General features: G+C 46.2%; 20 protein-coding genes, 1 tRNA gene and 2 pseudogenes. 10 read left to right on the top strand and 13 right to left on the bottom strand.

What is annotated here, in order from left to right; all coding sequences use genetic code 11:
* Positions 1-278 precede the first annotated feature (278 nt).
* Positions 279-662, bottom strand: a pseudogene (locus tag MKY42_RS10510) (phage holin family protein); the annotation flags it as partial.
* 448 nt (positions 663-1,110) lie between these two features.
* On the opposite strand from MKY42_RS10510, the gene MKY42_RS10505 reads away from it, so the two are divergent.
* On the top strand, positions 1,111-1,707 hold the full coding sequence (locus MKY42_RS10505) for a helix-turn-helix transcriptional regulator (protein ID WP_024629188.1): 597 nt from the start codon (positions 1,111-1,113) through the stop codon (positions 1,705-1,707).
* A gap of 684 nt (positions 1,708-2,391) precedes the next feature.
* Here the strand turns inward: MKY42_RS10505 and MKY42_RS10500 are convergent.
* On the bottom strand, positions 2,392-3,540 hold the full coding sequence (locus tag MKY42_RS10500; protein WP_339852834.1) for a sn-glycerol-1-phosphate dehydrogenase: 1,149 nt from the start codon (positions 3,538-3,540) through the stop codon (positions 2,392-2,394).
* Between the two features lie 165 nt (positions 3,541-3,705).
* Here MKY42_RS10500 and MKY42_RS10495 point away from each other — a divergent pair, with 165 nt between their 5' ends.
* Complete coding sequence (locus MKY42_RS10495) at positions 3,706-3,885, top strand: hypothetical protein (protein WP_339850819.1); 180 nt, start codon at positions 3,706-3,708, stop codon at positions 3,883-3,885.
* 59 nt (positions 3,886-3,944) lie between these two features.
* Here MKY42_RS10495 and MKY42_RS10490 read toward each other — a convergent pair.
* Positions 3,945-4,028, bottom strand: a tRNA-Leu gene (locus MKY42_RS10490).
* A gap of 234 nt (positions 4,029-4,262) precedes the next feature.
* Between MKY42_RS10490 and MKY42_RS10485 the strand changes: the two genes are divergently transcribed.
* From MKY42_RS10485 to MKY42_RS10470, 4 genes are all read left to right on the top strand, one after another.
* Positions 4,263-5,450 (top strand): adenosylhomocysteinase, encoded by a 1,188-nt coding sequence (locus tag MKY42_RS10485; RefSeq protein WP_339850816.1) that lies wholly within the window; start codon positions 4,263-4,265, stop codon positions 5,448-5,450.
* Positions 5,451-5,490: 40 nt separating this feature from the next.
* Positions 5,491-6,483, top strand: a complete 993-nt coding sequence (locus tag MKY42_RS10480; RefSeq protein ID WP_090895497.1) for a Gfo/Idh/MocA family oxidoreductase — start codon at positions 5,491-5,493, stop codon at positions 6,481-6,483.
* A gap of 65 nt (positions 6,484-6,548) precedes the next feature.
* Complete coding sequence (locus tag MKY42_RS10475; RefSeq protein ID WP_339850813.1) at positions 6,549-6,944, top strand: DoxX family protein; 396 nt, start codon at positions 6,549-6,551, stop codon at positions 6,942-6,944.
* 217 nt (positions 6,945-7,161) lie between these two features.
* Positions 7,162-7,521 (top strand): helix-turn-helix domain-containing protein, encoded by a 360-nt coding sequence (locus MKY42_RS10470; protein WP_090895493.1) that lies wholly within the window; start codon positions 7,162-7,164, stop codon positions 7,519-7,521.
* Positions 7,522-7,600: 79 nt separating this feature from the next.
* On the opposite strand, the gene MKY42_RS10465 is transcribed toward MKY42_RS10470, so the two are convergent.
* The 5 genes from MKY42_RS10465 to MKY42_RS10445 all read right to left on the bottom strand — a co-directional run bounded on the left by MKY42_RS10465 (position 7,601) and on the right by MKY42_RS10445 (position 12,330).
* Positions 7,601-9,217: a sensor domain-containing diguanylate cyclase gene (locus tag MKY42_RS10465; RefSeq protein ID WP_090895491.1), complete on the bottom strand. Its 1,617-nt coding sequence runs from the start codon at positions 9,215-9,217 to the stop codon at positions 7,601-7,603.
* A gap of 178 nt (positions 9,218-9,395) precedes the next feature.
* Positions 9,396-10,145: a fused MFS/spermidine synthase gene (locus tag MKY42_RS10460; RefSeq protein WP_090895488.1), complete on the bottom strand. Its 750-nt coding sequence runs from the start codon at positions 10,143-10,145 to the stop codon at positions 9,396-9,398.
* 96 nt (positions 10,146-10,241) lie between these two features.
* Positions 10,242-11,144 (bottom strand): LysR family transcriptional regulator, encoded by a 903-nt coding sequence (locus MKY42_RS10455; RefSeq protein ID WP_090895486.1) that lies wholly within the window; start codon positions 11,142-11,144, stop codon positions 10,242-10,244.
* Between the two features lie 146 nt (positions 11,145-11,290).
* Positions 11,291-12,028, bottom strand: coding sequence for an SDR family oxidoreductase (locus MKY42_RS10450; RefSeq protein WP_179265262.1), 738 nt, complete (start codon positions 12,026-12,028; stop codon positions 11,291-11,293).
* A gap of 26 nt (positions 12,029-12,054) precedes the next feature.
* Positions 12,055-12,330, bottom strand: a complete 276-nt coding sequence (locus MKY42_RS10445) for an Atu4866 domain-containing protein (RefSeq protein ID WP_339850807.1) — start codon at positions 12,328-12,330, stop codon at positions 12,055-12,057.
* 167 nt (positions 12,331-12,497) lie between these two features.
* On the opposite strand from MKY42_RS10445, the gene MKY42_RS10440 reads away from it, so the two are divergent.
* Positions 12,498-13,430 (top strand): AraC family transcriptional regulator, encoded by a 933-nt coding sequence (locus MKY42_RS10440; RefSeq protein WP_339850804.1) that lies wholly within the window; start codon positions 12,498-12,500, stop codon positions 13,428-13,430.
* Positions 13,431-13,765: 335 nt separating this feature from the next.
* On the opposite strand, the gene MKY42_RS10435 is transcribed toward MKY42_RS10440, so the two are convergent.
* Complete coding sequence (locus MKY42_RS10435; protein WP_090895480.1) at positions 13,766-14,203, bottom strand: MerR family transcriptional regulator; 438 nt, start codon at positions 14,201-14,203, stop codon at positions 13,766-13,768.
* A 204-nt stretch (positions 14,204-14,407) separates the two neighbouring features.
* Here MKY42_RS10435 and MKY42_RS10430 point away from each other — a divergent pair, with 204 nt between their 5' ends.
* Complete coding sequence (locus MKY42_RS10430; RefSeq protein WP_339850800.1) at positions 14,408-15,292, top strand: SDR family NAD(P)-dependent oxidoreductase; 885 nt, start codon at positions 14,408-14,410, stop codon at positions 15,290-15,292.
* 110 nt (positions 15,293-15,402) lie between these two features.
* On the opposite strand, the gene MKY42_RS10425 is transcribed toward MKY42_RS10430, so the two are convergent.
* A complete protein-coding gene (locus tag MKY42_RS10425) occupies positions 15,403-16,797 on the bottom strand; it encodes a DUF1254 domain-containing protein (RefSeq protein WP_179265265.1) in 1,395 nt (464 codons plus the stop codon).
* A gap of 160 nt (positions 16,798-16,957) precedes the next feature.
* Between MKY42_RS10425 and MKY42_RS10420 the strand changes: the two genes are divergently transcribed.
* Together MKY42_RS10420 and MKY42_RS10415 are read left to right on the top strand one after the other, a co-directional pair.
* Positions 16,958-18,118, top strand: coding sequence for an oxalate decarboxylase family bicupin (locus MKY42_RS10420; RefSeq protein WP_339850795.1), 1,161 nt, complete (start codon positions 16,958-16,960; stop codon positions 18,116-18,118).
* Positions 18,119-18,205: 87 nt separating this feature from the next.
* Positions 18,206-19,039, top strand: a pseudogene (locus MKY42_RS10415) (zinc-binding dehydrogenase); the annotation flags it as partial.
* A gap of 111 nt (positions 19,040-19,150) precedes the next feature.
* On the opposite strand, the gene MKY42_RS10410 reads toward MKY42_RS10415, so the two are convergent.
* From MKY42_RS10410 to pfkB, 3 genes are all read right to left on the bottom strand, one after another.
* Positions 19,151-19,936, bottom strand: a complete 786-nt coding sequence (locus MKY42_RS10410) for a class I SAM-dependent methyltransferase (protein ID WP_257031460.1) — start codon at positions 19,934-19,936, stop codon at positions 19,151-19,153.
* Between the two features lie 197 nt (positions 19,937-20,133).
* Entirely contained in the window at positions 20,134-22,128 is a 1,995-nt protein-coding gene (locus MKY42_RS10405) for a fructose-specific PTS transporter subunit EIIC (protein ID WP_339850790.1), read from the bottom strand.
* A gap of 135 nt (positions 22,129-22,263) precedes the next feature.
* The gene (gene pfkB, locus MKY42_RS10400; RefSeq protein ID WP_339850788.1) at positions 22,264-23,175 is read right to left on the bottom strand and encodes a 1-phosphofructokinase; all 912 of its coding nucleotides are present in this window, start codon (positions 23,173-23,175) and stop codon (positions 22,264-22,266) included.
* Positions 23,176-23,177 lie beyond the last annotated feature (2 nt).

The raw sequence follows: 23,177 nt of genomic DNA, 5'->3' as shown, positions 1-23,177 counted from the left end.
AGCACCTCATTTGAGTATAATAATTGGTATGAATGAATTTTCTTGTATCCAAAATATATCATAACGTCCTCTATTACGAAAGGATACTTGGAAACGTTCTCTTAAAAGACAATCTAATCGGGGCTACCTTCATTCGCCTTTGTTTTCTCCTGGGGCATATTATCCGTCTGTTCACTTTGGTTTGTCTGTTTTTCCGGGTCAACTTCTGTTGCCTGTTCATTTGTATCCTTCTTCTCCACATTCGGCTGCGGTATAGGCCATTCCCGGTCAGACAAATCTTCCTGTTTTTTAAGCACCGCTATAGCCTGTCTGAGCTTGTCTGGCAATGGAAGCCCAATGCGGGCATAATTTTCGGTAATGGATATCAGCTCATTCACCAGATAAAAGTAGATGGCTCCCCCTTTAATGATGTCCGTTCCCATGAGCAGGTCAATTCGGTGAGCAAGCAGAATAACCGTCAGCATGAGACCTTTGCGGGCGAGCCCCCAGAATCCAACATTACTATTCAATCCTTTACCCGTTCTTACTGCCGCAGCGAGACCCGTAATGTAATCCACAGCCATTGCAACCGCCAGCAAGCTAAGCAGCTGATCCCATCCACCAAAAGCAAACGTCATGAACGCCCCTGAAATGGCAGCAAAGGTACTTACGGATGGACTCACGTTTCTCACCTCTCCCTCTCACTTGATCTCCATACAAGATATGTAAGAGTAAGAGATTTTGACAGGCCACCTGCCCGGCCGAACACGCGGATTTCTAATTTCAGATTTGTGCACATTGGTAATTGGTTCCTTTAACGAAAATCGAATATTTATGGGTAAATCAGGGAAATAAACCGCATCATATCAACAAAAAATAGATAAAAGTACTATAGTCTCACTAATAGGTAATTAGACTCATTTTATTTTTATTCATTATCTATTTCATCCCTTAAATTTAGTGAAACATTGTAATCTAGGAATATACTAGGATGTGAATTGCGCCTGTTCTAGTTCATAACTCCTCCTTTGTAGAGGATTCACGCATCCCTTCATTTGAAACAGGTGCACCCGGCACTTGAAAGTACCCCCGTACTTATTGTAGTATTTGGTTAAAAAAATCGGAGGAAATATGCCTAATCAACCAGAACAACATTCCATCCAGGCGTGGTCTCTGATCAACCGTAAATATTTGGGAAAAGGCGTCCGTGTTAAACGATTCCGAAAACCGACACGCTGTCAAATCCGCAACCGTGTTCTTCTTGCCGTGCTGATGGCCAATGATATCAAGTTGTCTCAGCTCGCCGAAGATCTATCCATCTCTTCACGCAGCGTCAGCGCGTGGGTGTATGAAGGACGGATACCCGGCAGTACCAATTTGGACAAGGCATGCCAATTGCTCGGCTACCCGCGCCACATTCTTTTTAATGAAGAAGTGGTACGCAAAAGCCCTGTCATTTGTCAGCCCGAGCCTTCCCGCTTCATGAAGCGTACGGTGACCCGTTCTCCGGTTAGCAACCGTATTCTGACAGGCTTGTGCATGGTCCATGATTTGTCGGTGACAGATGTCAGCCACTGGATCGGGGTTCACCCCGGCACTTTCCGCAAATGGCTGCATCAGGGAACGCTGCCTTCTGCTGCGTTTCAGGAACAAGCGGAACAATTTTTCCGCATCCCGAAAACTATTTTGTTCGCAGATGTCATCTTGAAAGATCGCCACAATAACTAAATTAGCGAACAACCAAAAGGCTCTGTCCTCCCCCATGGGAAAGACAGAGCCTTTTTAAATTATTATTTTTATCGTACAGGTTAAATTAGATTATCATTTCTCCAGTCGGGTGTACTCAGGTACTCAGCATCGTCTCTCAGGGGCGATAAGCGGCTCTCTTGTCCTCCAAACAGCTTTGGATGCATCATTCCTTCACTCCCAGTCACTCCTTCACCTGAGCCGGTACAGCGTGCTCTCCGAACGAGGAGATCACTTCCTTATCGAAAGGCGCGGCGACTCATCCCCATATGTACCTCATCGATGCCAACTAACCAACTCCATTAAATCATGGATCATTTAAAGAAATAGAACTTTATCGTTAGCATCATTTCCACAAAATATTTGTACGAACAATTTAATCCAACACTTTATATGGGATACAAAAAAAAGCCTTTCCCCTAAGGGAGCAGGCTTCAATCTACACTCTAATTCAGCTTGTGTAACGTTTGGTCCGCTCTATCCTACCCCCTTATATGACCGTGTTTTTCAAAAATTCATCTGAAAATATTGCTGTTGAATCAAATAACACCATCTCTATTGTAAACAAAGATAGTATCTTGTCTCGTACATTACATTACGCACTCACAATTTGTACGTACAACTAAAGTCATTAGATAACACTTGTTCATACTATTTCTTTCATCCTTATTTCGAACCCACGTTAAGAATTTCATTGATATATTTCAGTCCCGTATATCGATCTCGAAGCAAATGAGCTGTGGTGAACGCATGTTCCACCATCTCCATGGATACACCCAGTTGTTCAGTTGTTGTAGGGCCCCCAACTTGCTCAAGCCAAGCTGTAAGCTGCGATGCATCCGGCAGATTATTGTATACACGGAAAACCGGCTCGTCGGATTGTTGTGCAAGATCTTTGTATTTTACGGTAAGCAGTGCACAGGCCACTCCCACCTTGGCTCCATGCAAAACAGGTTTGTGCCCTGCCTCCATCAGATCCATCTCCCACCGATGGGACACATGATGCTCTCCACCAGATGCCGGACGGGAATGATCAATGATCAGCATGGAAATGCCGGAAGCAATCAGCGCATCCATTAATACAGTCACACCATCGGCCCGTCCTTCAGCGATACCTTTGACATTCTCCACACAGGTCGTTAGTGCTTTTTCCGTCATGCGGTAAGCTACGGGGCAGAACGGTTCCCCACCCATATCCCTGGAAACTACCCAGTCCGCCAGTGATGTATATTTACCAAGCATATCTCCGAATCCGGCAGCATTCATCTCTTGGGGAGCTTGCTCCAATATATGAACGTCCGCGAAAATAGCTTCTGGCGGCACCGCCTGGAACGTCTGTTTGACGCCGCTGACAATAAGAGGTGCACCTGCTGAAGTAAATCCGTCAACCGAAGCCGCTGTAGGTACGGACAGAAAGGGCTTGTCCATTTTGGAGCAAACAAATCTCACCAGGTCATGAATGGTCCCTGAGCCAGCAGCAATGATTCCCTGACTTTCCTGTTTCACACCCAAAAGTACCTGCACAATTCCGCCCTCATCGGCGATCACGTCACCCGCTTTGTTCTCTGGCATACATATCTCATCCACATGAACGCCTGCTTCACGAATGTTCTTTACCACCTCGTGTCCTGCTGCTGGCCCTGTAAATCGATCATATACCACTGTTACATGTTTGTACCCTTGCTCGGACAAATAGTGAGGTAACCGCTGAATAGCTCCATGCTCCAGATAGACCTGCATCTGCACCAACCGATGATCATGCCCACAAGTACAATTCTGCGCTTCTTCGTTCCATGCGGCAATTCGCTCGTTCATATTCACTTGCTCTTAACCTCCCTTAAGAAATATCATGCATAATTACATGGGTAAAACCACAAAATGAAAAAAGGAAATAAAATGTGAGTGTTTTCCTGATCACACTTTACTTCCTGTTCTAAAAATTTGCAAATCCTAAACTCACATTCCCAAGCAGGTGAACCCATGAAATTAACCAAAGAAATAGGGATTTCTCTCGGATTTCTCGCAGGAACGACGTTGGGCAGCGGCATTGCTTTTCTGTTTCGTTTACAGGCGTATGAGATCATGGCAAGTGTTGCGCTCTTTGGTATTGCTGGAGCGATTGCAGGCCTGTGTGTGCAGCAATTCATATTCAATAAATAAAAAACAAAAAAGCTCGCGAATTGCCTTTAGAGCAATTTCGCGAGCTTTTTTTTCTTCGATGCGGTCGAGAGGACTCGAACCTCCACGGGGGTTAGCCCACACGGACCTGAACCGTGCGCGTCTGCCAATTCCGCCACGACCGCATAATATGTATGTTCTCATCCTGGATGAAAAGCATTCCGGTCAAGCCATTGCTTGTTTTACCGTAATTAAGAGTATACATGCTCTCAAATAAGTTTGCAACACCTTTTTTACTAGCTGCAATGAATAGGACATATGTCCTTTTTTAACCTCATCAAACTCCCTATCGTAGACATTAAGCAGATCAAGTGTCCTGTTGGACACGCTGTACCTTGCATAGAAATGAGGAGTTTTGCATGACGATCAAGAACACTACACAAGAACGTATTGAAGAAGGAAAACGCAGCATTCACTGGACGGAAATGCATATGCCCCTGCTGGGCGAATTGAAATCCCAGTTTGCCAAAGAGCTGCCTTTTGCTGGCTTAACCATCGGTATATGTATTCATGTGGAGCCCAAAACAGCTGTGTTATGCCGAACACTTCAAGCAGGCGGAGCCAACGTTGTATTGACTGGCAGCCCGGGCACAACCAAAGATGCCGTCGCAGCAGCTCTGCGGGAAGAAGGCATCACGGTATATGGTCAACGTGCGGACAGGCGCAATGAGCACCTGCATAATATCCACAGTGTACTTCGTCACCATCCCCATCTCCTCATGGATAATGGAGCCGATCTGGCGCGTACCTTCATTCAGCAGTATGATACTCATTCTCTTATCGGTGGTACGGAGGAAACGACGACCGGGGCCAATCTGCTGCGTGAAGAGACGGGTGAGAACATCCCTTTTCCAATTATTGTTATTAATGATAGTCCACTCAAACGAATCATGGAAAATGAACATGGTGTTGGACAGACCATTATTGAAGGTTTTATGCGTACTACCAACCTGATTCTGCCCACACGTCGTTTCGTCATCGTAGGTTATGGAACCTGCGGACGAGGCATTGCCAGGTATTTGCGGAATCTGGGCAGCCAGGTCGTCGTTGTTGAAACCGATCCGATTGCTGGCCTGGAAGCGGCACTGGATGGATTCAGAGTGTCACGATTGGAGGATACATTTGCGTTTGCTCAAGTTTACATTACTGTCACTGGCCGTCCTAACGCCATTCTGAAGGAACATTTTAATCAAATGAATGACGGAACGATCCTCGCCAATGCCGGGCATTTTTCTTGGGAGATGGATCTGGAAAGTCTCCGTCAGGACGCAGAGCATTCGGAACAACTGACAGCGGATATCGAACAATTTACATTAGCGAACGGACGTCGACTCATGTTACTTACTCAAGGCGAGATGCTGAACCTAGCTGGTGGCAGCGGCAACCCTGCCGAAACGATGGATCTGGGCTTGTCCCTGCAAGCCGCCTCTCTCCACTATCTTGTAAAGCAACGCCAACATCTCACCCTCGGACCACAGCCGGTTCCTCACAGCGTTAACAACACCATTGCCGGACAGATGCTGAAGCATTTAAGCTACAAAATCTAATCCGTGTGATTGGTGATCTGCATTTAAAGGAGAGGTTCACATGAAAAAAGCCAAACTTTGTTTTATCGGTGCAGGATTCCATGCATCCACGAATATATATCCATCTGCTGTTGAAGCAGGAGCAGAAATTCAAGCCGTCGCCACCCGCAGTATTGAAAGGTCCGAGGCGGCTCTGCTTCGTTTTGGGAGCAGCGGGAACGCGTATGACAATACTCAGCTGATGCTGCAGAATGAAGACTGTGACGGCGTGATTGTTGTAGCGCAACCAGAGGATCAGACAGCACTTGCCCTTGAATGCATCCGGGCTGGCAAAAATGTATACGTGGATAAACCCCTCGGATGGAATGCTGCTGAAGCTGCTGCTGTGGCTGAAGCTGCCCAAAAGGCAGGTGTGGTTGTCATGGTTGGATTCATGAAACGATATGCGCCGGTCTACATGAAACTCAAGGAACTGATCGATGGTGGATCATTGGGCAGAGCACGTTCTTTCCAAATGAAATTCGCTGTAGACAGCACACCCTTCTGCAAGGATGAGGAACAATTCATGAAGCTCGCTGCCATTCATATGGTCGATCTGATGCGTTTCCTGTTCGGGGAAGCCGTACAGGTCACAGGCACGTCGGTTAAAGACGGAGAACATATTAACCAGAGCATTTCCCTGAAATTTGATCAAGGTGTGGTGGGCAGTGCCTACTTTGTCGGAATGAGTGCATGGTCACGCGAGAGCGAAAGTGTACTTGTCACCTTTGACGATGGATTTGCGTTAGCAGATGAAATTAACACACTTACGGTTCATCAATCTCGTACAGGGGATACCCTTCCCTGGAAATCCCTTGAGGAGCAGGATACTGTTTTCACCCCTTCTGGCTCTCCCATGTCAGGGGCTTATCGCGATCTCTACTTACGAGGATTTGTAGGGGAGATGGCTCATTTTATGGAATGCTGTCAGAACAAATCTGATCCACGTTCCAGTGGTACGGATAATATTGAAACTATGGCGTTGTGTGATACCATTCTGGCGTCGCTGATCTGAGATTCGTACGATATTCGTTCCATCATTTTATCATTTTATACAACCTGAGAAGAGGAAATAAACATATGTTAGACGCCGGATTACTTATTATTCGACTTGTTATTGGTTTTATTATGATGGGTCATGCATGCAAGAAACTGTTTGGCTGGTTTGGTGGAGAAGGCATATCAGGAACAGCCGCATTTTTCGGGGTGATTGGTCTGAGGCCTGCGAGAGTTATGGCTGTCTGTGGGGGCCTTATTGAATTGATCGGCGGGTTCCTGTTTGGGACGGGTCTCTGGACTGGTTTTGCTGCCATATTGCTCATCATCCCTATGCTTGTTGCCATAGCAAAAGTCCATGCAGGTAAAGGGCTTTGGAATCTAAACGGAGGATTTGAGTACAATTTGGTTATGCTCGGATTGCTAATCGGTGTTGCACTAGCGGGTGCAGGGGCGTATTCTCTGGACGCTTTAATCTAATCTAGCTTTCCATTCCTTTCTATTCCTGAGAACCTCGATGTTTCGTGATACGAAACCGGGGTTCCTTTTTGTTTTAACTTCATGTCAATGCATGGGATGGGGTTTATAATCCAAGGGAGAAGTGATATGCTCATAGATGAGTAATATGTACATTTAAGTGCTGTAGTACTGAAATGGATACTATAAATAACCACCACAAACTGGAGGTGCAATTATAATGAAAATGAACGCGAAAGATGTGTGTCCCTCGCCTTATGGCTGTTCCGTTGAAGTCACACTGAGCGTCATTGGAGGCAAATGGAAAGGTGCGATTCTATATCACCTATTCTCCGGCTCGTTAAGATTCAACGAGATCAGAAAGTTATTCCCTGATATTACTCAGCGGATGTTAACTCTCCAATTAAGAGAGCTGGAAAACAGCGGAATTGTTCACAGGGAAATATATCCTCAGGTTCCACCCAAAGTGGAATATTCGCTTACACCGTTTGGAGAAACGCTCCAGCCGATTATTTACAGCATGCGAGACTGGGGAGAACAGTATACAAATGAAGTCCTGGCCAGATCACAAGAGGTCTAAACAAATGACAAAAAGAAGCTAATCCTTTCTTCGATGGGATCAGCTTCTTTTGTTTTTCAAGATTGAAGGTACGCAAACCTTATTTTATGACCGTCTGAATGGTAATGGTACGATTACGTCCCTCTTCCTTGGCTTGATATAACGCATTGTCAGCCAAATGGAACAACTCTGTTGCCGTTGTGGAATGCAGTGGATATTCGGCAATGCCTGCCGAAATCGTCACAGAACGATCAATGGGCAATATACTTTGTTCCACCGATACACGGATATGCTCGGCAATCTGATACGCTGTTTTGGAATCCGTATGTCGCAATAACACAACAAACTCCTCCCCGCCAAAACGGGAGCCTACATCCTGCGTCCGAACGGACAGTTTAATAATATTCGCGATATGCTGCAGAACCTGATCCCCTGCATGATGCCCATACGTATCATTTATGGATTTGAAGCGGTCAATATCCAGGACCACAATGGAGAAAGGAATTTCTTCATCAATCCAGCGCTGGATGACTTCTTCAAATGTTCTACGATTCGTCATTCCGGTTAATACATCCGTTCTGGCATCATAAGTAAGCTGATCCTTCTGTTTTCGAAAATTCGCCAATGCGGTCAACACGGTGCGTGTTAACAAATCCGCTTCCCTGTTCCAATGCGGCTTCATTACAGGCAGATCTACTTTACCCTGATCCACCTGGTTAACCAAGTCCGCAAGATAAACAAATGGACTGGCCAGCTTGCGCGCTACACGAATAACGATAAGTGTCAGAATGATAAACGGGATTGAAGTGTACAGCAGCAGCATGCGAATATGTTGATTCAGTTGATCGTATACCATCTGGGTTGGAGATACAACGACAACTCCCCAATCTGTTGTGGGAACCTTATAATAACCTGCGAGTGAATCCACACCCGCCAGATTCTTGTATTGTTCTTTGCCTGTCTGGTCGTGAAGCAATTTTTGCACCACTTGATTTTTGCTTAGATTTTCACCAATTCTTTCCGTATCCGGATGAAACAACAACGTCCCTTTGGCATCAACAATAAAAAAATAAGAGCCATTACTGGTCTTCAGCTGACTGCCAAATGACAGGTTCAAGATGTTGTTTTCCTGTAGATAGATGCTCCCACTAATTAAACCATTGAATTTACCTGATGGACTGAAGATCGGTTCACTTATAAATACGATTCTTCGTTCCGAATAAGGCCCGCGGTAGGCTTCGGATATATAGGAAGACCTTGATTTAAACGCCTTTTTGGCTGCATCAGAAGTTATAGGCTGTCCGAGGCTTTTTTCCAAATAAGGAGAGGAACCCCGAATAATTCCCGATGCATCAACCAGAGAAACCGAATTGAAATAATTACTGCTGTTTCGAATCAAATCCAGTGTAGAATCCAGTTTTTTCGCATCTGAGTAGTCTATTTCCGGAAAATAACTCGCTGAATACTTCAAACTGGTCTGCATGGATTGAAACAACGAGTCCAGTGTTTGGCTCATCTGCACGGCACTGGAATAATTAAGTGAGAGTGTACTATCAATCAGCGACTGCTTCTGGGATGTATAAGATGAAATAAACATAATGGTCAGTGTCATCAAAACAGCAATGGTGACCAATCCACTCAATAGAGCGGTAAGGCTGATTTTTTTGATCTTCCTTACTTTTCTTTTTAATCTGGATGTTTTATTCTCTGCGATCATTATTGCTTCCCCCGGTTTTTCATGAAAAGGCATATTCCTTCTATTTTATACGAAAGTTGTTAAGAAGAAATAAATAGTTTATGAAGTTAAGAAAATTAAATCGGAAGATTGACGATTTGATGACATTTGATGACATGGAAGCCGCTTTCTTCGAAATCTACTGGATCTGGATTCAAGATTAAGATTCATATGAATCCACAATTACATATCCCTCGCCAGGCTGTTGTTCTACAAACCCAGCCATATGACGCGTTTGAAATGAAATCGGTCCGTCGCTACCGACCAAAATGCGATTTTGAACTTCATCCGTTGTTTCAGCTGGCAATGCAAATGAGCGCGTATACGCGAAGTGTTCCTGTAACGTGGCATGAATCGCATTCACCAGTCTGTCATTGCCAACACGACCAAATACATTCAGCAATACGATACCACCAGAATGCAATTTGTTTTTTAACATAGTGAAAAATGAGCTTGAAGTAAACTGTGCAGGAGTTCCTGCAGCCGTAAAGGCATCTACAATAATATAATGGTATGAACCTGAGGCCTCCTGCTCCAATAGTTCACGACCGTCACCAACCAGCACATGATCTCCACGATATCCAAAGAAAGTTCTGCTGAGCTCAACGACTTCTGCATCGAGTTCGGCAACTTTTACTTGACGGTTGGACAGGTAGGTTGATAAGGTTCCAATACCATGCCCAATGACAAAAACAGATTCATAATCGGGATTATTTCGTTCCATCAGATGCACCATCGCTCTTGGATACTCCAGCACCATTCGGGATGGCTCGTCCAGATCCATCGCCCCCTGAACTGCTGCATTGGAGAACTCCAGCACACGAAAACGGCCCTTTTCCCCATAAAGCTTGGATGTATCATATATCATCAACTCATGCTGTTCACTCTTATTTCGGTATAAAACTCGCACTGACCGTTCTCCCTTCGTACTTTTACGCAAATGACTATAAGTGTGTTCCTAAAAAAAACCGACTCCGCTGGAACGGAAACGGTTTTCCATGACTATTTACGATTGAATCGCCTCATGCAGAGCCTGGACATACTCCATCCCCAGATTGGAAAGCGAAGCATTTTTGTGGCTGATCCATCCGACATTAATGGTCTCTTCACACTCCAGCGGCACGGGGATGATCTCGTTCCCGTTCAGGTCGGCACTAAGTACACCTGTCGAGATCGTGTATCCGTTCAAACCGATTAGCAGATTAAACAGCGTAGCTCGGTCATTAACCTGTATGCTTTTGGGATGAGAAAGCGTGCTTAGGATCTCCTCTGAAAAATGGAAGGAGTTATATTCCCCCTGGTCAAAGGACAGGTATGGATAATCCTGAAGCTGTTCAATCGCAACCGATTCCTGCTTCGCCAGCGGATTTTGCACACTGATAAAAATATGCGGCTTGGCAACAAACAGACTGTTGAACACCAGCCCCGCATCCTTAAGCAGCTTGTTAATCACCTTGGCATTGAATTCATTCAGATATAGTATGCCAATCTCGCTGCGCAGGCTTTTCACATCCTGGATAATCTCATACGTTTTCGTCTCCCGCAGAGCCAGTTCATATTCATCCTGTCCATACTGCTGCACCAGCTTAACGAAGGCATTTACTGCAAACGCATAGTGCTGTGTGGAGACGGAAAAATGCTGCGGAGACGGCTTCGCGTTCAAATAACGATTCTCCAGCAATTCCGCCTGCTCCACCACTTGGCGCGCATAACTTAGAAATTCCACACCTTCTTTGGACAGCGTAATTCCTTTATTTGTGCGTTCAAAAATGGTAATCCGCAGCTCCTGCTCCAGATCCCGGATGGCATTCGACAGGCTGGGCTGGGAAATAAACAGCCGCTTGGCGGCTTCATTCATCGAGCCACGCGTGGCGACTTCAATCACATATTTTAGCTGTTGCAGCGTCAATGCATTATTCCCCTCTCTCTGGTGCGTTACTTGATCATACTATACCATATTGCAACCCGGACGAGCTCTCTTTCAGGGTACAAAAAGACGCCCTCAACCCGTACATATGGTTGTGGACGTCTTTGGAGTTTTACTTACAGAGAGGTTTAAGCCATACTTGCTGTTGGTCTCACCACGATTTCATTCACATCCACCTCAGCCGGCTGGTTGATCGCGTACAGAATGCTCTGAGCAATCGCCGTGGCCGGAATGGTTATGCGCCGATAGTCTTTCATAAACTCGCGTGCTTCAGCATCCGAGATGGATTCGGCAAGTTCGGATTCAGTCACACCTGGTGATACGAGGGTCACGCGAATATCTGCGCCTACCTCCTGGCGCAAACCCTCCGAGATCGCACGGACAGCGAATTTGGTTGCACAATAAACTGTGGCTGTTGGGGTCACGGCATAGGCACCAATAGAGGCGATATTAATAAACTGGCCGGAACCCTGTTCTTTCATAACCGGCAGCCCCACGGCGATGCCGTGTAGAACACCCCGAATATTAACATCAATCATACGGTTCCATTCGTCGACTTTTCGCGCTTCAAGGCGCGATAACGGCATGACTCCTGCGTTATTAACAATCACATCCAAACGTCCATAACGACTGAGCGCAAGCTCTACGATCGTTTGCATCTCTTCCAGCTGTGTAACATCAAGTGCATGATATTCTACAGAACCACCTTCCGAACGAATGGAGGACGCCAGCGCCTCCAGACGATCCACTCGTCTTGCACCAATGACAACATGTGCACCATGCTCTGCCAACAGACGCGCCGTTGCCTCCCCAATTCCGCTGCTTGCACCCGTAATCACAATGACTTTTCCTTTTACATTAGACATTTTGATTTCTCTCCCCATTCAATATTTTATTGTGCACTTTCTCTGTACAGCACCATGCCTGCATGGTAAAGCACACCGTCCTTAAAATCTCCATCTGCGGTAAAGCCGGTATCATCCACATATTCAATATGGTCTCCATCGACTACGTACCGACCTTGATATGCGCTTTGCCTATTTCCCCGTGCTTCATCATAGCGACCGTCAGGGAGAAGTTCGTGCTTGATGTACCCATCCTTCGTTACCCACATTCCAACATACGGGTGCTTCACTTCTTGTTTGTCTCCTGATGTTTTGCCTGCCATATTTCCATGACACTCCTTTCCTGTTTGCCAACAGATTCAATTGCTTATCTTCATTATGTAAGGGATCAGTCTATGTGCGATAGAAGAATCCCACAGTATTCTTGCCTATTCGTCCAGCACATTCTAAAATGGTTAAACAAGTACGAGGAAAGGAGGGCCTGCAATCCATGTTTTCGAAATTGGAACAGAATACAGCTATTATTCAGCAGCAGCAGGAATTGGCTCGCTTAATCGGCCGATTCACCCACGAAGACGGGGTTCATCTAACAGCAATTCCTTCGCTTGCTTTGATCCGTGCTTCCCAGATTTCAGAGCCTATTCATACCGTGCACGAACCCGCCCTCTGCATTGTAGCCCAAGGGTCCAAACTGGTTATTCTCGGGCAGGAGAGCTACACCTATGACTCTTCACAGTATTTGGTCGCTTCCATAAATTTGCCTATTTCAGGGCAAGTTGTACAGGCCACTACAGAACATCCCTATCTCTGCCTGCGACTTGATTTCTCATCAGGGCAGATTTTTGATCTTATTCAGGATTCTCCCTCTACGCAAAATAAACCCGACAATTCAACACGTCGCGGGTTGTTTGTAAGTTCAACCAAGCCTCCACTTCTGGAAGCCGTAATCCGATTGGTCAGATTGCTGGATACAGCTGAAGACATTCCTGTACTTGCACCGCTTATGATCCGCGAGATTCTATATCGCCTGATACAGGATGAACATGGACATTCCATTAGGCAGTTTGCAATTCAGAACAGTCACGCACAGCATATCGCTCAGGTCATTGAAGTGATTCAATCAGAATACGCCCAACCGCTGCGAATCGAGCAATTGGCTTCTATGATCAACATGAGCACGTCCTCCTTGCATTATCATTTCAAGTCTATTACCGCCATGAGTCCACTGCAATATCAAAAACAGATTCGATTGCAGGAGGCCCGGCGAATGCTGCTTGCAGGTTCAACCGATGCAGCCGATGCTGCATTCCAGGTTGGTTACGAGAGTCCTTCCCAATTCAGTCGGGAGTACGCCCGCATGTATGGCCTTCCTCCCAAAAGTGATATCAAACGCCTTCGGCAGACACTCCATATCGAGTGCTGACTTTAAGTAAAAATGAAGCTGTCTCAAAAGGAAATTCCGCCTTGCTCCAAGCGCTAACGAACCTACCGCAACTTAAAATGCAGATCATCAACGCTTGCAAGATTTTAGGAACCTCAGTAACGCTATTTCGTCATAACACGTTGTCAAAACCTAAAAAATCGACCGAATCGACGAAATAACGTCTCTGTGATTCCTTAGATCTCAGATCCGGGCATATGGAAGCGAATAGCGTGTCTCAGGTTCATTCAAACAAAATAACACGAACAAGGGATGTTCCTGTCATATTTCATGACTTGCGGGACATCCCTTGTTGGGTTCCGCTGAGCTTGCAGCGTTCAGGAGAAAATGTTCTTTTTTTCAAAAACAGACATCTGTTTCTCCCCGGTAATCGGGCACTCATCCGGAAACATGCTACGCTTCTCCATCTTCTCATCGATAAAATCGACGATCTGCTGCAAGGAGACAATCTGCGCTTCAATCTTCTTCCGATGGTTTAACAGCATATCACGCTCATCCGGGAAATCTTCCAGGTCCGAATCCACCGACATCTGTAGATAAGGCTTCATCTCCTCCAGAGACATACCTGTTTTTTTCAAACAAGTAATAAGCTTCATCGTCTGAATATCCTCCGGACGGTATACCCGATGGCGATTGGCCTTGCGTTCAGCTCGGGGAAGAAGTCCTATCTTCTCATAATAACGAATCGTATCTTCCGATAATCCGGCTTGTTCTGACGTCTCTTTAATAGAGAACACTACAGGATCATTCATCATCGTTGACCTCCTCCGCATTCATTAAATTCTATCTTACAACTTGGAGTCAGCTCCAAGTCAAGGTGTGATGAGTTCCAACATTCCACTACTCAAAAATTAAAATTTAAGCCAACAGTTCGCTTGACTTGGAGTCGACTCCAAATTATAGAATGAGCGCATTAGGCAGATTGGCTCTGTTATTCCATTCACTCAGGAGGTATTTATATGAATTCAAACCATATACGTCGCACAGCCTTAATTACAGGATCAACTTCGGGAATCGGTCTTGAACTGACTCGCATCTTGTTAGCCGAAGGCTGGGAAGTTATCGGCCTTAACCGGTCTGCTTTTCCAAAGGAGGACAGTGATATTCAGGACGGATTGCGCTCCGGCCAGCTCCGTTGGGTTCAAGCTAATCTTACTCAGTACGATAGTCTGAGAAAAGCACTCAACCAGATTAAATCCGAAACGGATACCATAGATGTATTGTTTAATAATGCCGGGGGGAGCGGTAACGATCTCCGTTTGTCCGATCAGGGGCATGAAATGCATTTTGAACTGCAGACGGTGGTGCCGTACATCATTTATATGGAACTACAGGATCTTCTTCACAAAAGCACCTTGAAAACCGTTATTAATACATCCACCAGTGCGTTTAATATGGTCAAACAGTTTAACCTGAACATTCTGGAACATCCAGCCGAGTTCAAAAAGCTCTTCGGTCCTTATGCCGTCTCGAAGCTGGCACTGTCCTTGTGGACACGCGAAGCTGCTGCTTCCCCTGCGGCTAAGGGAATCCGGTTACTCAGCGTGGACCCTGGAGGCAACAATACACTCAGAGGTAACAAAACATCCGGACTGCCCTTTTACATCAAACCAATCATGAAGCTGTTCTTCCCACATCCAAGTCACGGAGCTTCTCTGCTTTATAACGCTGCCATTGCGCAAACCAAGCTTACATCCGGTACTTTCTTGATGAAAAACAAACCCACCCATCTTCGTTTTACGGATCAAGGCTCAGCCATTCTGAACAGAGTACATGACATTTATGAGCATGAATTTATGCAGCTTGACTCCAAAACCGATCCAGTAAGCAAAAAAAGGATCTGAGCTTTCTTCTGTATTTATCCAAAAAGACGGGACCGAGCGTATCGGTCACGTCTTTTTGCTGTTCCTTTGAATTCATTTAATCCGTTGATTTATGGTATCCAGCACCATCCCTATTGTATCCTGGCGACCGGAGGTACTTCATACTCCCTTTTCAGCATCGATGGTTTCGGCGCAAACATTCTCAGTACCAAATTGAATTCTCCTGGCGGTGCGGGAAGCCAATTCGACTCTTTCCCTTCAGGAGCAGATGGCTGGATATAAATGTCCAATGAACCGTCAGGGTTGTACAGCAAACCTTTCGTCAAATCCCCAATCGAATATCTGCGAATGGCATTATCGACCAGATAAAAATCCGAGCCATACAGGGTGAGAGACCAAAATCCGGTCACCTGTGGAAGATCATTCGGGTTAAAATGCAACACATAACGCTGCTTGCCTTGCAGCTTTTCCCCATTTTGATCAACAAATGCACGTGCATATAGCTCTTCCTGCGGGACATTGGCGCCCAAACCGGAATACGCAACGACAGCTCGCAGCAGAAATTGGTTGCCATAGGTTCCAATATTATGGCCGATATACCATCCATTGGTGGTCGGGATCGATTGGACTGAATTCGTAATGATACCCTGCGCATCTTTTGCGGCACGCAGTAGTCCGGCTTTCGTGGCAGCATTCAGATCAGCTGGTTCAAACCCCTTGGCAGGATCAATGCCAACTAGCTTGAACTGATCCAGCAGAACTGCATCACAGGCAGGCGGAGGGTTTTGCCGAATCTGCTCCGTCATGATTTTATAAAAAGCTAACGGATCGTTCTTCATGGAAGACATCTGATTCAAAGACGAATCGTCTGTTATGCCACTGGAAGGATTACGGGTTGGTGCTGAGAGGGTGAATTGTTTCTCGAAAGCAGCTGCACGGTTCAGATCCTCTTCTCCATTCACTTGCACACGTCCGAGCAGCCAAACGATTGGCGTTGGCGTTTGGATAGATGTTTTGGTTACATTACTGCTTCCAGCCGGCCCAACGATGGTAAATTGCTCTGCCTTGTTTTTGGTCGTACGATTGGACACATTCCTGAACGTATTGGTGTACGCATCAAGCATTTGGACGGTGTAATAACGGTCATCCGTATTAGCTGGAACGTTCAGGACCACTGAACCTTTGGAGAGATCCAGCCAGGCACTAAAATAAAGCGTATTGCTATTAGGAGTTACAATATCGTGATATTGGGGAGAAGCCAGCTTGCTGGAATAATAAAACTGATTGAGCGGAGCCCTTGTTTTCAGAGCCATCTGTCTCGTTTGTTCCATAACTACCAGCGGATAGCCGTATATGTAAGCCTGAACCCCAAGCGAATAAGCCAACTGCTCCTGAGAAGAAGCTGCTTTGTCTTTCTTTATGTAATCTGGACTGGCCTGAACCTCCATTGACCTCGCGGCGATCGAAGTGGATACAATCCCAACGATGAAACAGATGTAAAGCAATAACCTGAAACGTTTATGCATTCCACTCACCACCTATCATGAATTTTCACGTTATTTTCCACCTCATTACCGCAGATTATTCCAATTCCCCGTCCCTCATAATTGCCAGGCTCTGGTTCATAATCTTTCACTATACCGACATCTGTCATGGGATGAAGTGATGAACTGGAGGAATCCGCATATGAAAAATGAAAACAACACTGGCAAGCCATTAATTATACCGCAGCCAATACGAAAAGACGGTGCCGGAGGACCCGATCTGGGACCTCGGGATGTAATGAGAGATATACAAAATCCGGATATGCTGGTGCCTCCGATAACCGACAACGGTTTATTACCCAACCTAAGAATGTCTTTTTCCGATACACACATGCAGTTAAACCATGGCGGTTGGTCCCGCGAAATTACGGTACGGGATCTGCCCATCGCTACAACACTGGCTGGTGTGAATATGAGTCTTACACCTGGAGGCGTACGGGAGCTGCACTGGCATCAGCAATCGGAATGGGCTTATATGATCTGGGGTACAGCACGGATCACGTCCGTGGATCAGCAAGGTCGTAATTTTATTGCAGATGTTGGACCGGGAGATCTGTGGTTTTTCCCAAAAGGTCTGCCTCATTCCATTCAGGGTTTGGAGGATGGGTGTGAGTTTTTGCTTGTATTTGATGACGGGTCCTTCTCTGATCTGAATACATTATCCATCTCGGATTGGTTTGCGCATACGCCACCAGAAGTGTTATCCGTCAATTTTGGCGTACCTGAATCCGCATTCCACTCCATGCCAACAGAACAGGTTTACATTTTTCAGGATCAGGTCCCTGGTTCCGTCGCAAGCCAGGAAGTGCAGTCCCCCTATGGCACCGTTCCGCTCTCCTTCAAACACCGGCTGTTAGCCCAGAAACCGATCATTACACCAGGAGGCAGTGTGCGCATTGTGGACTCTACCAATTTCCCGATCTCTACAACCGTTGCCGCAGCACTCGTCGAAATCAAGCCTGGAGGCATGCGCGAGCTTCACTGGCATCCCAATGCGGATGAATGGCAATACTATTTGACTGGGCAAGGAAGAATGACGGTATTTGGAGGAAATGGTGTCGCGCGCACTTTTGACTATCGGGCGGGAGATGTTGGATACGTACCTGTAGCCATGGGGCATTATATTCAGAATACGGGCACCGATACGTTATGGTTTTTGGAGATGTTTAGAAGTGATCGCTTTGAGGATATCTCCCTGAATCAATGGATGGCATTAACCCCGGAAGAGCTGGTGCGTGACAACCTGAACGCTTCCCCCGAACTGCTTCATGCACTGCGTAAAGAAAAATGGCCTGTCGTTTAGTAAAGCTACATCTCTATCAAATAGAGGCTAATCGGGTAAATGTTAAATAATCCCAATCACGAAGGAGGAATATGAAGATGAAAGCCGTGCGATAACTCGAACCGCAATCCGGAGGTTCATACCGGAGGTTATTTTGGCTTCACGGAGCGATACGGCAATTATCCTGGCGGCCAGGCTGAATTTTTGCGTGTTCCTTATGGGAATTTCATGCCTTTTGTCATTCCCGAATCATGTGAACTGGAGGATGAAGCTCTGTTGTTCCTGTCCGATGTGCTTCCTACTGCGTACTGGAGTGTTGAGAATGCCGGGGTGAAGCCGGGAGACACTGTAACTGTGCTTGGCAGCGGGCCGATTGGTCTGATGGCACAAAAATTCGCCTGGATGAAAGGTGCCAAACGAGTCATTGCTGTGGATCGCCTTCCATATCGACTGGACAAAGCCAAACGAATGAATGATTCCGAGGTATTTAATTTTGAAGATTACGATGATATGGGTGAACATATTCGCGAAATCACCCAAGGCGGAGCGGATGTTGTCATCGACTGTGTAGGCATGGATGGCAAGAAATCCACTTTGGAGGAAATTGGACAGAAGCTGAAAATCCAAGGCGGTACATTAAGTGCAATTGAGATCGGTATCAAGGCTGTGCGCAAATTCGGGACGATGCAAGTAACGGGTGTCTATGGCTCAACCTATAACATGTTCCCCCTAGGCAATCTGTTTGAACGAAACATTAACCTGAGAATGGGACAAGCCCCTGTTATTCACTATATGCCGGAGCTTTTCCGCAAAATCACGGCTGACGAATTTGACCCTACCGAGATCATTTCTCACCGCATTGCGCTGGAGAATGCGAAGGAAGCTTATCGGATTTTCTACGAACACGAAGACGAGTGTACCAAAGTTATACTGAAACCTTGAGTATGTGACGACGATCAAAAGGCAGAGGACCCGTGTAAAGAAGGGAAATCTGCCTTTTTTTGATTTTATTATTTGCCCACTTCAACAGATTGGTTAAATGATGATGAAGCCTTATTTCGCCTTTACCGCCTGAATATATACACTTTCTCCTTTGAAGCTAACGAGTCTGCCAGACTGCGCCAGTTCAAAATTGAAATACTTCTTAATCACTGATGGCGCGCTCAGCATACTTGCTTCAAGCTCTTTGCTCTCCGGCTCCGGAAGTCCAGCCCTGTTGCACCAGTCTTCAAATATAAAGTGTTTTTCAAAGGAAACCATCGTTTCCATTCGAAATCCGGCAAGCTCCAACATCCGAATCCATTCCGTCTTACGCCATGCCCGAACATGACTTCCATCACGCCACTTCTCGATTTCATTGTAAAATTGGTCGTTCTCGTCACGTTCAGGTGCCACATTATCAATTAATAACAGTCTGCCACCAGGTTTCATTACTCGAAGCGCCTCTGAGATAAAAGAAGGTACGTCTGGAAAATGGTGTGCAGCAATACGACAGGTCACCAGGTCAAAGAAATCATCCTCAAAAGGAATGTGTTCAGCATCCCCAGCTATAAAATCCACATTCTGATGCCCATTTCCCCGGATAAAGCGCTCAGCCACTTGTAACATCTCATCCGTTAGATCCAATGCGATAACCTGCTCCACAAGCGGAGCTAATGCATTAGCAACATGCCCTCCTCCAGTGGCAATATCCAGCACCTTCATATCAAGGCTCGCTTGAGATGAAGCAACAAGCAAGGCCAGATCATCCCCTTTGGCATGACCGACACTAGTCACGTATTTCTCTGCATTTTTAGCAAATTGTTTGCGCACTTGTCCTTTAATCTGCTCATTAGACACGATATCTCCCCCTTTTCGTTTCATTAAATGAAACTGAGTTTCATTAATTTGTTATTATTTATCTTATCACAGAATGACCTCTAGCGAAATAAAAAAGCATCTCCCCAGTGGATTTCACTGAGAAGATGCCATCTTATTTTAAACAAATTATTAGATAGAGAATGTTTATAATTTTAAAGAAAACTTTACCCTTTGACTTATTTCACAACGGTTGGTGATTTCTTCCACAGTCCTAGGATCAGACCGGAGATCACTGCACCGATTGCTACAGCAAGCAGGAAGAGTAATGCGTGATTCGCCAGTGCCGCAACGAAGATTCCGCCATGCGGAGCAGGTACGTTAATGCTCCACAGTTGAGTCAGTCCACCTGCAACAGCAGAGCCGAGAATACAGGATGTCAGGACACGCAGCGGGTCAGCCGCAGCAAATGGAATAGCACCTTCTGTGATGAAGGAAAATCCGAGCACGTAATTCGTCAAACCTGATTTGCGTTCTTGCTCCGTAAATTTGGATTTGAAGAACGTTGTAGCCAGTGCAATCGCCAGCGGCGGTACCATACCGCCTGCCATAACAGCTGCCATCCAGGCACCATCCGTATTGCCGCTGGATGTGAACACACCGATAGCAAACGTATAAGCCGCTTTGTTAAACGGTCCACCCATATCGATAGACATCATGCCGCCAAGCAGCAAGCCCAGCAACACAGCATTACCAGTACCCAGGTTTCCAAGTGCATCTACAAGCCATGTGTTAAGGGAGCCGAAGATTGGATCAAAGACATAGAAACTGATTGCACCCACGATAAGCAATCCGAACACTGGATACAGCAGGATTGGTTTTAATCCGTCAATTGCTTTAGGCAGCCCTTTAAACAGCTTGCGCAGACCAATGACAACGTAACCTGCCAGAAAACCGGCAGCCAAACCACCAAGGAAACCGGCGTTTGAATTCACGGCCATCAAGCCACCGACCATACCAGGCATCAGGGCCGGCCGATCACCAATACTCATCGCAATAAATCCGGCCAGGACAGGAATCAGGAAGTGGAACGCACCGGTCCCGCCACCAATCGTTTGCAGCAGTTGTACAATAGGATTGTCCGGACTCGCAATTTGTTCAAACAAGAAAGATATGGCGAGCAAAATACCGCCACCCACGACAAATGGGAGCATATGCGAGATCCCGTTCATTAAATCTTTATAAATTTTGCTGCCCACGCTCACTTTGCCTTGGCTTTCACCTTCACTCTTGCCACCGCTGCCACCCTGGCTTCGGTAGATCGGAGCATCCCCGTTAACGGCCTTGCGAATCAGTTCTTCCGATTTGCGAATGCCATCACTCACGGGTCTTTGCAATACCGGTTTGCCATCAAAGCGGGCCATTTCCACATTTTTATCCGCCGCAACGATAACCCCTTTGGCACGAGCGATTTCATCAGCTGTCAGTACGTTCTGTGCTCCTTCGGAGCCATTCGTCTCCACTCGGATATTAACGCCCATTTCCTGTGCTTTCTTTTTGAGTGCGTCTTCAGCCATGAATGTGTGAGCAATACCTGTTGGACAAGCGGTTACTGCAACGACAAAATCTTCGGATGCCGCATTGCCAACAATAAGGCCTGATGTGTTCTGCTTCTGATCATTCCCACTGCCAGAGCCAGATAAAGCGTTTGTTCCATTTGCAGCATTTGCTGCTTTTTCCGCTTCGGCTTTTTCTTTGGCAGCTTTTTTCTCCGCTTCTTCCTCCTGTTTGGCATCGAATAATGCAGTCACTTCTTCAGGAGTGTCTGTGCTCATCAGCTGCGAGATGAAATCGCTATCAATCAACAGCCTGGAAAGAGCCGCAAGCGTACGAAGATGTGTATTCGCCGCCCCTTCTGGAGCTGCAATCATGAAGAATATATGGGCTGGCTCATCATCAAGTGCTTCAAAATCAAGCCCTTTTCGACTCTTGGCAAATACAACTGTTGGCTCATTGACTGCTGTTGTTTTGGCATGAGGCATGGCAATACCGCCACCGATCCCCGTGCTGGATTCAGCTTCACGTTTATAAATCATTTCCTTAAACAGAACCGGATCATTAATCCGTCCGCTACGGTTTAAACTTGCAATGAGTTCATCAATAGCCTCTTCTTTCGTCGTGGCTTGCAGGTCCATGATCATCGTTTCCTGGATCATCAGGTCTGTTATTCTCATTTTGGTACACTCCCTTAGATTCAGTCGGTCTGTGCGATGCAGACCGACTTAAAATTGTACTTTTTACGATGTTATCTGCTATTCACTGAATCCCCTCTTCTAAAAGGGGCTTACATTTCATTCATTTTGTACGGACTATATTTGGGTTATGGTGACTTGAGTCCGCAGCTCTTCAATGAGTTCCCGAGTCGCCAGGTCATCCGAGAAAGCCGTTGCACTACCCGAAGCAACCCCCGTTCGGAACGCTTCAAGCAGGTCTTCGTTTAATCCAAATGTCCCTACGAATCCACCGATCATGGAATCACCAGCACCTACTGAGTTCTTGACGATTCCTTTTGGCACGCTCGCATGGTAGACATCTGTTTGGGTAATCAACAGCGCACCTTCTCCTGCCATGGAGATTAACACGTGCTTGGCACCCGCTTCCAAAAGCTTGCGACCATAGGTCACCAATTCCTCTTGAGTGTTGATGGTTACTCCGAAAAGTTCAGCCAGTTCATGATGGTTCGGCTTCACCAGCAGCGGTTCATGCACCAGAGCATCCATTAAGGCGGGTCCTGTCGTATCGATCACAAATTCGGCACGCGTTTGTTTGCACACGTTGATCAGACGATCGTAGAAATCAGCTCCCAGCGAAGGTGGTACACTTCCCGAAAGAATGACGATATCTCCTTTTTGCAAGGCGGATAGCTTGTTAAGCAACCCCGCCGCTTCCTCTGGTCGAATGGCTGGTCCCAGTCCGTTAATCTCCGTCTCTTCTCCATGCTTCAGCTTGATGTTAATTCGGGTATCATCTGCAATGGTAACGAAGTCCGTCAGAATGTTGTCTTCCTTCAGCTTGTCATTAATGAAACGGCCCGTGAACCCTCCTAGAAATCCGAGTGCGGTGTTTTCGGCTCCCAGTTGATTAAGCACTCGAGATACGTTAATACCTTTGCCTCCAGGAAGTTTCAAGTCCCGATTCATACGGTTCAGATCACCAAGCTTCAGATCATCCACTTCCACGATGTAATCAATGGAAGGATTAAGCGTTACGGTATATATCATGG

The organism is Paenibacillus sp. FSL W7-1088 (genome assembly GCF_037969855.1).
Taxonomy (GTDB): domain Bacteria; phylum Bacillota; class Bacilli; order Paenibacillales; family Paenibacillaceae; genus Paenibacillus.
Note: the sequence above shows the minus strand (reverse complement) of the source record. Positions and strands in the feature narration are given on the sequence as shown.

Coding starts and splice junctions, on each gene's coding strand:
- MKY42_RS10505 (WP_024629188.1), top strand. CDS start 1,111: ATGCCTAATCAACCAGAACAACATTCCATCCAGGCGTGGTCTCTGATC.
- MKY42_RS10500 (WP_339852834.1), bottom strand. CDS start 3,540: ATGAACGAGCGAATTGCCGCATGGAACGAAGAAGCGCAGAATTGTACT.
- MKY42_RS10495 (WP_339850819.1), top strand. CDS start 3,706: ATGAAATTAACCAAAGAAATAGGGATTTCTCTCGGATTTCTCGCAGGA.
- MKY42_RS10485 (WP_339850816.1), top strand. CDS start 4,263: ATGACGATCAAGAACACTACACAAGAACGTATTGAAGAAGGAAAACGC.
- MKY42_RS10480 (WP_090895497.1), top strand. CDS start 5,491: ATGAAAAAAGCCAAACTTTGTTTTATCGGTGCAGGATTCCATGCATCC.
- MKY42_RS10475 (WP_339850813.1), top strand. CDS start 6,549: ATGTTAGACGCCGGATTACTTATTATTCGACTTGTTATTGGTTTTATT.
- MKY42_RS10470 (WP_090895493.1), top strand. CDS start 7,162: ATGAAAATGAACGCGAAAGATGTGTGTCCCTCGCCTTATGGCTGTTCC.
- MKY42_RS10465 (WP_090895491.1), bottom strand. CDS start 9,217: ATGATCGCAGAGAATAAAACATCCAGATTAAAAAGAAAAGTAAGGAAG.
- MKY42_RS10450 (WP_179265262.1), bottom strand. CDS start 12,028: ATGTCTAATGTAAAAGGAAAAGTCATTGTGATTACGGGTGCAAGCAGC.
- MKY42_RS10445 (WP_339850807.1), bottom strand. CDS start 12,330: ATGGCAGGCAAAACATCAGGAGACAAACAAGAAGTGAAGCACCCGTAT.
- MKY42_RS10440 (WP_339850804.1), top strand. CDS start 12,498: ATGTTTTCGAAATTGGAACAGAATACAGCTATTATTCAGCAGCAGCAG.
- MKY42_RS10435 (WP_090895480.1), bottom strand. CDS start 14,203: ATGATGAATGATCCTGTAGTGTTCTCTATTAAAGAGACGTCAGAACAA.
- MKY42_RS10430 (WP_339850800.1), top strand. CDS start 14,408: ATGAATTCAAACCATATACGTCGCACAGCCTTAATTACAGGATCAACT.
- MKY42_RS10425 (WP_179265265.1), bottom strand. CDS start 16,797: ATGCATAAACGTTTCAGGTTATTGCTTTACATCTGTTTCATCGTTGGG.
- MKY42_RS10420 (WP_339850795.1), top strand. CDS start 16,958: ATGAAAAATGAAAACAACACTGGCAAGCCATTAATTATACCGCAGCCA.
- MKY42_RS10405 (WP_339850790.1), bottom strand. CDS start 22,128: ATGAGAATAACAGACCTGATGATCCAGGAAACGATGATCATGGACCTG.
- pfkB (WP_339850788.1), bottom strand. CDS start 23,175: ATGATATATACCGTAACGCTTAATCCTTCCATTGATTACATCGTGGAA.